Genomic DNA, 9006 nt, shown 5'->3' with positions numbered 1-9006 from the left:
AACACGTGTGTAGCCCCGGACGTAAGGGCCGTGCTGATTTGACGTCATCCCCACCTTCCTCACACCTTACGGCGGCAGTCTCCACAGAGTGCCCAGCACGACCTGATGGCAACTATGGACAGGGGTTGCGCTCGTTATGGCACTTGAGCCGACACCTCACGGCACGAGCTGACGACAACCATGCAGCACCTTCACAGGAGCCCCGAAGGGCCTCACCATCTCTGGATCGTTCTCCTGCAATTCAAGCCCGGGTAAGGTTCCTCGCGTATCATCGAATTAAACCACATGTTCCTCCGCTTGTGCGGGCCCCCGTCAATTCCTTTGAGTTTCACCGTTGCCGGCGTACTCCCCAGGTGGGATGCTTAACGCTTTCGCTTGGCCGCTGAATTCTAAAACCCAACGGCGGGCATCCATCGTTTACCGCGCGGACTACCAGGGTATCTAATCCTGTTCGATACCCGCGCTTTCGAGCCTCAGCGTCAGTTGCGCTCCGGTAAGCTGCCTTCGCAATCGGAGTTCTTCGTGATATCTAAGCATTTCACCGCTACACCACGAATTCCGCCTACCTCGTGCGTACTCAAGTCCTCCAGTTCGCGCTGCAGTGCCACGGTTGAGCCGCGGCATTTCACAGCACGCTTAAAGGACGGCCTGCGCTCCCTTTAAACCCAATAAATCCGGATAACGCCCGGACCTTCCGTATTACCGCGGCTGCTGGCACGGAATTAGCCGGTCCTTATTCGTGCGGTACCTGCAATATGGGACACGTCCCACACTTTATCCCCGCACAAAAGAGGTTTACAACCCATAGGGCAGTCTTCCCTCACGCTACTTGGCTGGTTCAGGCTTGCGCCCATTGACCAATATTCCTCACTGCTGCCTCCCGTAGGAGTCTGGACCGTGTCTCAGTTCCAGTGTGGGGGACCTTCCTCTCAGAACCCCTACCGATCGTCGCCACGGTGGGCCGTTACCCCGCCGTCAAGCTAATCGGACGCATCCCCATCTGTTACCGCTAAACCTTTAGTCCTAATTAGATGCCCGCAAAGGACCACATACGGCATTAATCCGCCTTTCGACGGGCTGTGCCGTGGTAACAGGCAGGTTGGATACGCGTTACTCACCCGTGCGCCGGTCGCCATCAAAGAATGCAAGCATCCTTCATGCTGCCCCGCGACTTGCATGTGTTAAGCCTGTAGCTAGCGTTCATCCTGAGCCAGGATCAAACTCTCCACTGTAAAATTTCTTTATAATGTGACACAGACCCGAAGGCCGTGTCCGTTAGTCTGTCGCTCAGAACGCCATCCGGTAGTATTTGACCGCAGATACATATTATATATATCACGGCAGAAATTGAACGGTTTTCATTCTTTACCCTCCCTGCAGAACATGTCCGCAGGATGTTTCTTGTACTACTCTTGTCTCTGTATATTTCAGTATCTCAAAGATCTCTTTCTTCAGTGCTCAGGGAGCGTCAGCTCTCAAAAGCGGATGCAAAAGTACGGGGTTTTCACCAAACTGCCAAATGTTTTCTGAAAAAAGTTTTAATTTTAGACCGGTTTTAACATCCGTTTACATATTGAGTGCAGATTTTACACCATTCACATTATTATATTTTACAAAAGAAATAAGCAGACTTGTGACACTGGAACGGGAAATAATACCGGCAAAGATGGATGAAAATTATACGCTAATGGCAAATATCAAAGGCCGATGGCGGAAATTAAAGGAATTTATTCTCTTAAGAAAGAAAACTGCAAACTGGCTCCGTAGAATTTCATTCCAAATAAATTTATAAAACCTAAAAGCAATTAAATATAAAAAAATAGAGATTCAAAAATATTATTCTATGTCAGTAATAGTTTTTTTAAAGTAAAACTTATATTGTGGTGTCGAACAATGTTGGGGTTACTCGGATTTACAAAAAATAAAAGAGCAGATATACATGTATATATCTGCTTTAAAGCGGAAGATGAGGGATTCAAACCCCCGATACCCGTAAATGGGTATACCGGATTTCGAGTCCAGCGCATTCGGTCACTCTGCCAATCTTCCATTAACGAAAACTCAAATCAAATGCAGAAAACCAACTGCAAGGTTTAAAGTTTTCTTTTCTAACTCACTGCAAAGGTAATACTATTTTTTTATATAACAAAGAAAAAAGCAAATATGTTCAAAACTTGTATAACTTTTATGCCGATCAAAAGTCATTAAACATAAATGTTCTCGTGGTGTGCTTTAATATGAAAACCAGGTTATTCAAAAGAAAGTTTTGCTAGTCTAGCTTTCAATATTTCAGCTTCAGACAAACGTATACTTAACTTAATCTCACAAGTAGTATCGTATGTTTGAGATAATATTCTAGGCTTCATATCTTTAACAACTCTCATAACATTATTCATCATAACATATGGAAAGTTATATGTAATAATTTCCTCAACTTGCCTAGTTTCAACAACAGAATTCTCTATTGCTGCAGCCGCAGCTGTTTTATATGCAACAATCAGTCCACCAGTACCAAGATTAACGCCACCATAATAGCGAACAACGACAATAAGTATATCTGTCAATCCACTACTGTTAATTTGCCCAAGGATTGGCTTACCTGCTGTGCTGCTTGGCTCTCCGTCATCATTTGCTCTAAAAATCTTTCGCTCAGCCCCCAACATGTAGGCATAACAGACATGACGAGCATCAAAATACTTCTTCCTATAAAAAGCCAACAGCTCCCTTATATCATCTTCAGACTCCACATGATGTGAAAAAGCGAGGAACTTACTCCTCTTTTCAGAATAAGTTCCCTCGCCAACATTCGTTATTGTCTTAAATTCATCAATACCCATTAAGCTGGTGTATTTATATTAAAAAATTTAAGTTTGTTCTCTTTAAACAAGTTTATGAATAATAAGTCCTGAGCGCAATTTCGGTTCAAACCAAGTAGCCTTAGGAGGCATTATCTTACCGCTGTCTGCAATATCCATAATCTGTTGCATAGTAACAGGATAAAGAGCCAATGCCATACGCATTTCACCACTATCAACTCGGCGCTTTAACTCTTCAAGACCTCTAAGTCCACCCACAAAGTCTATACGTTTATCTGAGCGGAGATCTTTTATTCCCAAAATTTCATCCAATATCAAGCGACTAGAAATATCTACATCTAGAACACCGATAGGATCTTTGTCATCAAATGTACCTTGCTTAGCAGTAAGACTATACCACTTATTATCTAAATAAAGAGAGAAATTATGCAAATGATCAGGTTTATAAATATCTGCACCTTTCTCTACTACGTCGAAGTTCTTGCTCAATGCTGTCAAGAATTCCTCTGAGCTCAGACCATTAAGGTCTTTCACAACTCTGTTGTAATCAAGAATTGTAAGCTGAGAAGCCTGGAAACAAACAGCCATGAAGTAGTTATATTCTTCAGTACCCTTATGATTAGGATTCTGCTTTGCCTTTTCTGCACCAACCAAAGCAGCGGCAGCAGAACGGTGATGACCGTCTGCAATATACAATGCAGGCATCTTAGCAAATTCCTCAGTAACAACTTCAATATCCTTGCTGTCAGAGATAATCCAGAATTGATGACGGAATCCGTCAATAGGTGCAATAAAGTCATACTCAGGTTCTGTCTGAGCATACTTCATAATTACATCATTTAATATGGTATTGTCAGGATAAGCAAAGAATACAGGTTCAATATTTGCATTATTAACTCTAACATGCTTCATTCTGTCTTCTTCCTTGTCACGACGAGTGAGTTCGTGTTTCTTAATCACACCATTAAGATAATCATCAACAAAAGCACAAACAACGAGTCCGTATTGTGTCTTTCCGTTCATTGTCTGAGCATAGATATAATAATTATCCTTATCATCCTGAACCAGCCATCCCTTATCCTGGAATTTCTTAAAGTTCTCTGCGGCCTTCTCGTATACACGCGGATCATATTCGCTTGTACCCGGTTCAAAATCAATTTCAGGTTTAATTATATGATAAAGGCTCTTTTCGTTATCGCCAGCCTCTACGCGTGCCTCTTCTGAGTCAAGCACATCATATGGACGAGACTCAACCTCCTCTACATACTGTTTCGGCGGACGTATACCTTTGAATGGTTTAATTTTAGCCATAATATTATTCCTTCTATATTACAGTTAAGATATCAATAATTATTTATTTACCTGGAACTTTGTGCAACCATCCTTGAAATAAACATTAATCTGTTTTGCAGCAGCAATACCAGCATTAATGTTAGCCTCAGCAGTCTGTGCACCCATCTTCTTAGGAGTGCTGAAGTAGCGTCCTTCAAATTTAGCAAACTCTTCATCTGCATCAGGCTTAATATCTGTAATATATTTCAAATCTGTACGCTCTTCCATAAGCTTTATCAACTCAGGTTCATTGATGACTTCCTTACGGGCTGTATTTACTACCATCCCCCCCTTCTTCATCATATTTACCAAATTATAGTTGATGCTCTGCTTTGTTTCAGGAGTTGCAGGAATATGCAAAGAAACGACATCACAGTTCTTGAATAATTCTTCCTGAGAATCAACAGCCTTAACGCCAGCCTCCTCAATAACCTCTTTCGGGCAGAATGCATCGTAAGCATAAACGTCCATTCCAAAGCCTTTAGCAACTCGAGCCACATTACGGCCTACATTACCAAATGCCAAAATTCCGAGTTTCTTGCCCATAAGCTCTGTACCGGCCTTGCCATTATAGAAATTTCTAACAGCATAAACCATTAAGCCAAATACAAGTTCTGCAACGGCATTTGAATTCTGTCCAGGAGTATTCTCTACAATTACACCTTTTTCCTTAGCATAAGCTGTATCAATGCTGTCGTAACCAGCACCGGCGCGTACTACTATTTTAAGATTTTTAGCTGCATCCAACACAGCCGGAGTAACCTTATCAGAACGTACAATCATAGCATCAGCATCCTTAACGGCATCAAGAAGCTGAGCTACATCTGTATATTTTTCAAGCAACACGAGTTCGTTGCCTGCACCTTCTATTTCTTTCTTTATTCCTTCAACAGCAACAGCTGCAAAGGGTTTCTCAGTTGCTACTAATACTTTCATTTCGTTGTTAATTAAATTGTTGTTTGTAAAATTTAAGGTTAAGACCAAAATACTTTAATGAACAAGAGAAGCACACCATGCCAGAGATTATATGATAATCAACCCTCGCCGACGATATGCTTCTCTTGCATATTCAGCATGTCGCATTTATTCAAGCGACACACCATTCATTTTGTCTGCTACAGCATTAATGCTGAGCTTCAAAGTCTTTCATACATTTAACAAGTGCCTGTACGCCCTCTATTGACTGAGCATTGTAGCAGCTTGCACGGAATCCGCCGACAGAGCGATGGCCCTTGATACCAACCATACCCTGTGAAGTAGCATACTCTAAGAACGGCTTCTCAAGTTCAGCATACTCCTCGTTCATAACGAAGCAGATGTTCATCAATGAACGGTCTTCTGCATTAACTGTACCGCGGAACAGTTTATTTCTATCGATTTCAGAATAAACGATATCAGCACGCTCATGAGCCAATTTATCCATAGCTTCTACGCCACCCATCTTCTTAATCCAACGGAGGTTTTCAAGAGCTGTATAAATAGGAACAACAGGAGGAGTATTGAACATAGAGCCCTTTTCAACATGAGTCTGGTAGTTCAACATTGTAGGTATCTCTCTCGGAGCCTTACCGAGTTCATCATCCTTAACGATAACGATAGTAACACCTGCCATTGACAAGTTCTTCTGTGCACCGGCATATATACACTTATATTTAGCAACATCTACAGGACGGCTGAAAATGTCTGAAGACATATCACCAATCATAGGAACGTTTACATCAAGTTCCTTGCGGATTTCAGTTCCGTAAATAGTGTTGTTTGTTGTTATATGCAGATAGTCAACATCATCGGGGCAAGTCCAACCCTTAGGAATGAAAGTAAAGTTTGCATCAGCTGAAGAAGCCACTTCAACAACTTCGCCAAACAATTTGGCTTCCTTCATGGCTTTCTTTGCCCATACACCAGTATTTAAATAAGCAGCTTTCTTTATAAGGAAGTTATAAGGTACCATGCAGAATTCCAAAGAAGCTCCGCCGCCTAAGAAAAGAACAGAGTAGCCTTCAGGAACATTAAGCAGCTCTTTAATAAGTGCCACTGCTTCGTCTATAACAGGCTGGAAATCTTTTGCTCTATGGCTAATTTCTGCCAAAGAAAGGCCGCTGCCATTGAAATCTAAAATCTGTTTCGCAGTATTCTCAATCACTTCGCGTGGAAGAATTGACGGACCTGCATTAAAGTTATACTTCTTCATTTGATAGTTTTGGTTTAAAATTAACAATTATACATTTTTTGCTTCATAGCACTTGCGAAGTTACGACTTTTATTTGAACTGGCAAATTTTTTTCAAGAAAATATATAATCTATTTTCTGTTTATCGCATTATTTTATCAACTCCACTATAGTTTTAATACCTTTTAGCTTTTCGCCGGAAGTTTTCGTCAATACGCTTTTCAATTTTTCACGACTCACAGCTGCATAAGAACAGCGTTCTTTAACATCAATGCGTCCTATGTCATCACCCTTTAGTCCTCCAATTTTACATAAGAATCCCAACACATCACCTTTTGATATTTTATCCTTTTTGCCCTTTCCGATATATAACGTCACCATTTTGGGCTGCGGAGGTGTTTCTATATCATTCGGCAATACGTATTCATCAGGCATGTCTTTTATATATTCAGGAATTGTTTCTTCCGGTCCCAACAAGAGAAATGCCCTGCCACATGCCTCCCAACGGCCCGTGCGCCCTACCCTATGTATATATTCATCTTCACCCTGAGGCAAATGATAATGTATAATATTATCCACATCCGGTATATCCAAGCCACGGGCAGCCAAGTCTGTACCAACGAGCACACTTGACGAGCCATTACTAAATTTGTAAATGGCATCCTCGCGTGCCTTTTGGTCAAGTCCGCCATGAAACGCGCTTACAACAAAGCCTTTACTCCGTAAATAATCAGCTACACGTTCAACAGCATCACGATAATTCAGAAATACTATGCTGCTTGACACGCCAAAACTGCATAGCAAGGCGTTAAGAGCATCCAGTTTGTCCTTCTCCTTGCTTTTAACCACAAAAAGATTAATACGTTCAGGTATCTGCTCATCTGTAAGAAAATCAAGACGCACAACTCTGCCCATATTAACAAAGCCGGGTATTTCGTTTGCATCAGTGGCAGACAGCAGCACTCTTCTTTCCACATATGGCAACTTATCTATCAATGCGCTCATTTCCTCATGGAATCCCATCTTCAGACATTTGTCAAATTCATCTATCACCAGATATTTTATACCATCGGCATCAATATTGCCTTTATCAAGGTGGTCATTAAGCCTGCCGGGAGTAGCAAATACAATTTGTGGTCTAACCTTACGCAAATTCTTATGTTCGTCCATAGCTGCACGCCCACCATACAAAGGCATTGAGCGCAAGCCACATGCCATACGTGAAAACACATCATGCGACTGCAACGCCAATTCACGTCCGGGAACTACAACCACAGCCTGCACCCTGTCAGATTCAGGATTAAGCATGCCGGCCAATGGCAGCAGATATGCCAACGTTTTACCGCTGCCCGTAGCAGACAATATGACCAAATCAGAATCTGTATTCACCAGCACGTCACCTGCCTGATATTGCATCTTGTTTAGAGATTCAATTTTTAACCTCTGTAATATATCTTGAATTTTCATAATGTCAGTCTTTATTCAAAAATCATAATATTTATCACTAAATTTTAGCACCAGACATATGATTGCCGGCAACGCCGCTATCATAACGTCAGATCATTTATATCGGCAAAGATAATGAAAAATATTGATTATATATAAATATGTGGCAAATTTTATTATTAGATTAAGAACAAAATTTAGTCGGCCAATCATCTTAGTTAACATTACCAGCAATCCGTAGCACCCCACCAATCACCAATTATAACATATTCCGGCGACATACTTAATTTTAATTTCAAGCAGTCATCCACACAACTGACGGGCTAGGATTAAACTCTATTTCCAGAGCACGCACCGTCTGCGCCCTGATAATTTCACTAATATTATATTAATTTACTGAATATAAAAAACATATTATCAAGCTGTTACTGTTAGTCGTTAATTTATATATTTACACATAACATCGAGAATAAAAGCATGCAATAGTACAATTTAAAATCGCGCTCTAAGAATGCTCTAACTAAAACTATGATAATTAATCCGGTAACATTGTCAATCTATATATTACGATAAAATTGGAATAAGAACCATTCTCATCTGCATTATTTACAGCAAATGATTGATTAATATTTTAACAAGTCGTTTATATAATTATACGATGATTGCAGTAACACTAAGCACTAATCATATCTTACTGAAGTAGTATAATTATATAAAAGAATTCTTTTTGATACTAAAACACGTCTTAAGCCATTCAATATGTTATTACACTTATGTCACGATTTTATGACGAAATAGAAAATTAAGCGCTCTAAGATGTATTAATTCGGTAAAGTTTATTTACATAATCACATAAAAGGCATGCTTTTATAAGACAATTCAGCCACTTTCGAGGCACAAATCACCCGTATTCTGGTCCCCAAAAGCCGATTTATATTATTAAAAAAGGAACGTTTTGGCATAAAAACACGCCAATTTAATTGCGCACATCGGCACAACTCCGCATAATACATTGAAACTCACTTGTTTACCCTTGCACACAAAAACTATCTGTTTTCACGGCCAGCAAATTTTAATTTTTAAATATCGCCGTCTGAGAGCTCCATCTAAAACCAAATAGAAAGCAATCATGCGATAGTATTGACATTATGTCAATTTACGTCATCAACATAAATAACAAGTTTTGGAATAAAAGAAAAGGAACAGAACACTGCATTTACCTATTCTAAATTTACGACACATT

At 40.3% G+C, this 9006-nt stretch carries 6 protein-coding genes, 1 tRNA gene and 1 rRNA gene (1 of these 8 running past the window's edge); 1 reads left to right on the top strand and 7 read right to left on the bottom strand.

The annotated features are described in order from the left end of the window. A 16S ribosomal RNA gene (locus EJL04_RS05010) occupies positions 1-1232 on the bottom strand (it extends 298 nt beyond the left edge of the window). A gap of 287 nt (positions 1233-1519) precedes the next feature. On the opposite strand from EJL04_RS05010, the gene EJL04_RS05005 reads away from it, so the two are divergent. Then, positions 1520-1792, top strand: a complete 273-nt coding sequence (locus EJL04_RS05005; protein WP_125104265.1) for a hypothetical protein — start codon at positions 1520-1522, stop codon at positions 1790-1792. Positions 1793-1960: 168 nt separating this feature from the next. Here the strand turns inward: EJL04_RS05005 and EJL04_RS05000 are convergent. The 6 genes from EJL04_RS05000 to EJL04_RS04975 form a co-directional block, all read right to left on the bottom strand. Beyond that, a tRNA-Ser gene (locus EJL04_RS05000) sits at positions 1961-2049 on the bottom strand. A gap of 200 nt (positions 2050-2249) precedes the next feature. Continuing rightward, on the bottom strand, positions 2250-2837 hold the full coding sequence (locus tag EJL04_RS04995) for an IMPACT family protein (RefSeq protein WP_021854353.1): 588 nt from the start codon (positions 2835-2837) through the stop codon (positions 2250-2252). A 42-nt stretch (positions 2838-2879) separates the two neighbouring features. Further along, positions 2880-4127, bottom strand: coding sequence for a DUF1015 domain-containing protein (locus EJL04_RS04990; protein ID WP_125104264.1), 1248 nt, complete (start codon positions 4125-4127; stop codon positions 2880-2882). Between the two features lie 39 nt (positions 4128-4166). After that, positions 4167-5084: an NAD(P)-dependent oxidoreductase gene (locus EJL04_RS04985; RefSeq protein WP_125104263.1), complete on the bottom strand. Its 918-nt coding sequence runs from the start codon at positions 5082-5084 to the stop codon at positions 4167-4169. Between the two features lie 187 nt (positions 5085-5271). Further along, positions 5272-6339 (bottom strand): 3-phosphoserine/phosphohydroxythreonine transaminase, encoded by a 1068-nt coding sequence (serC, locus tag EJL04_RS04980; RefSeq protein ID WP_021854350.1) that lies wholly within the window; start codon positions 6337-6339, stop codon positions 5272-5274. A gap of 128 nt (positions 6340-6467) precedes the next feature. After that, on the bottom strand, positions 6468-7784 hold the full coding sequence (locus tag EJL04_RS04975) for a DEAD/DEAH box helicase (RefSeq protein WP_053398779.1): 1317 nt from the start codon (positions 7782-7784) through the stop codon (positions 6468-6470). Positions 7785-9006 lie beyond the last annotated feature (1222 nt).

Source organism: Prevotella marseillensis (genome assembly GCF_900625065.1).
GTDB classification, from domain to species: domain Bacteria; phylum Bacteroidota; class Bacteroidia; order Bacteroidales; family Bacteroidaceae; genus Prevotella; species Prevotella rara.
This window is presented reverse-complemented; position numbering and strand designations above follow the sequence as displayed.

Excerpts from the sequence above, each read along its gene's own strand:
- EJL04_RS04985 (WP_125104263.1), bottom strand. The coding sequence starts at position 5,084 with ATGAAAGTATTAGTAGCAACTGAGAAACCCTTTGCAGCTGTTGCTGTT.
- serC (WP_021854350.1), bottom strand. The coding sequence starts at position 6,339 with ATGAAGAAGTATAACTTTAATGCAGGTCCGTCAATTCTTCCACGCGAA.
- EJL04_RS05005 (WP_125104265.1), top strand. The coding sequence starts at position 1,520 with ATGTTTTCTGAAAAAAGTTTTAATTTTAGACCGGTTTTAACATCCGTT.
- EJL04_RS04990 (WP_125104264.1), bottom strand. The coding sequence starts at position 4,127 with ATGGCTAAAATTAAACCATTCAAAGGTATACGTCCGCCGAAACAGTAT.
- EJL04_RS04975 (WP_053398779.1), bottom strand. The coding sequence starts at position 7,784 with ATGAAAATTCAAGATATATTACAGAGGTTAAAAATTGAATCTCTAAAC.
- EJL04_RS04995 (WP_021854353.1), bottom strand. The coding sequence starts at position 2,837 with ATGGGTATTGATGAATTTAAGACAATAACGAATGTTGGCGAGGGAACT.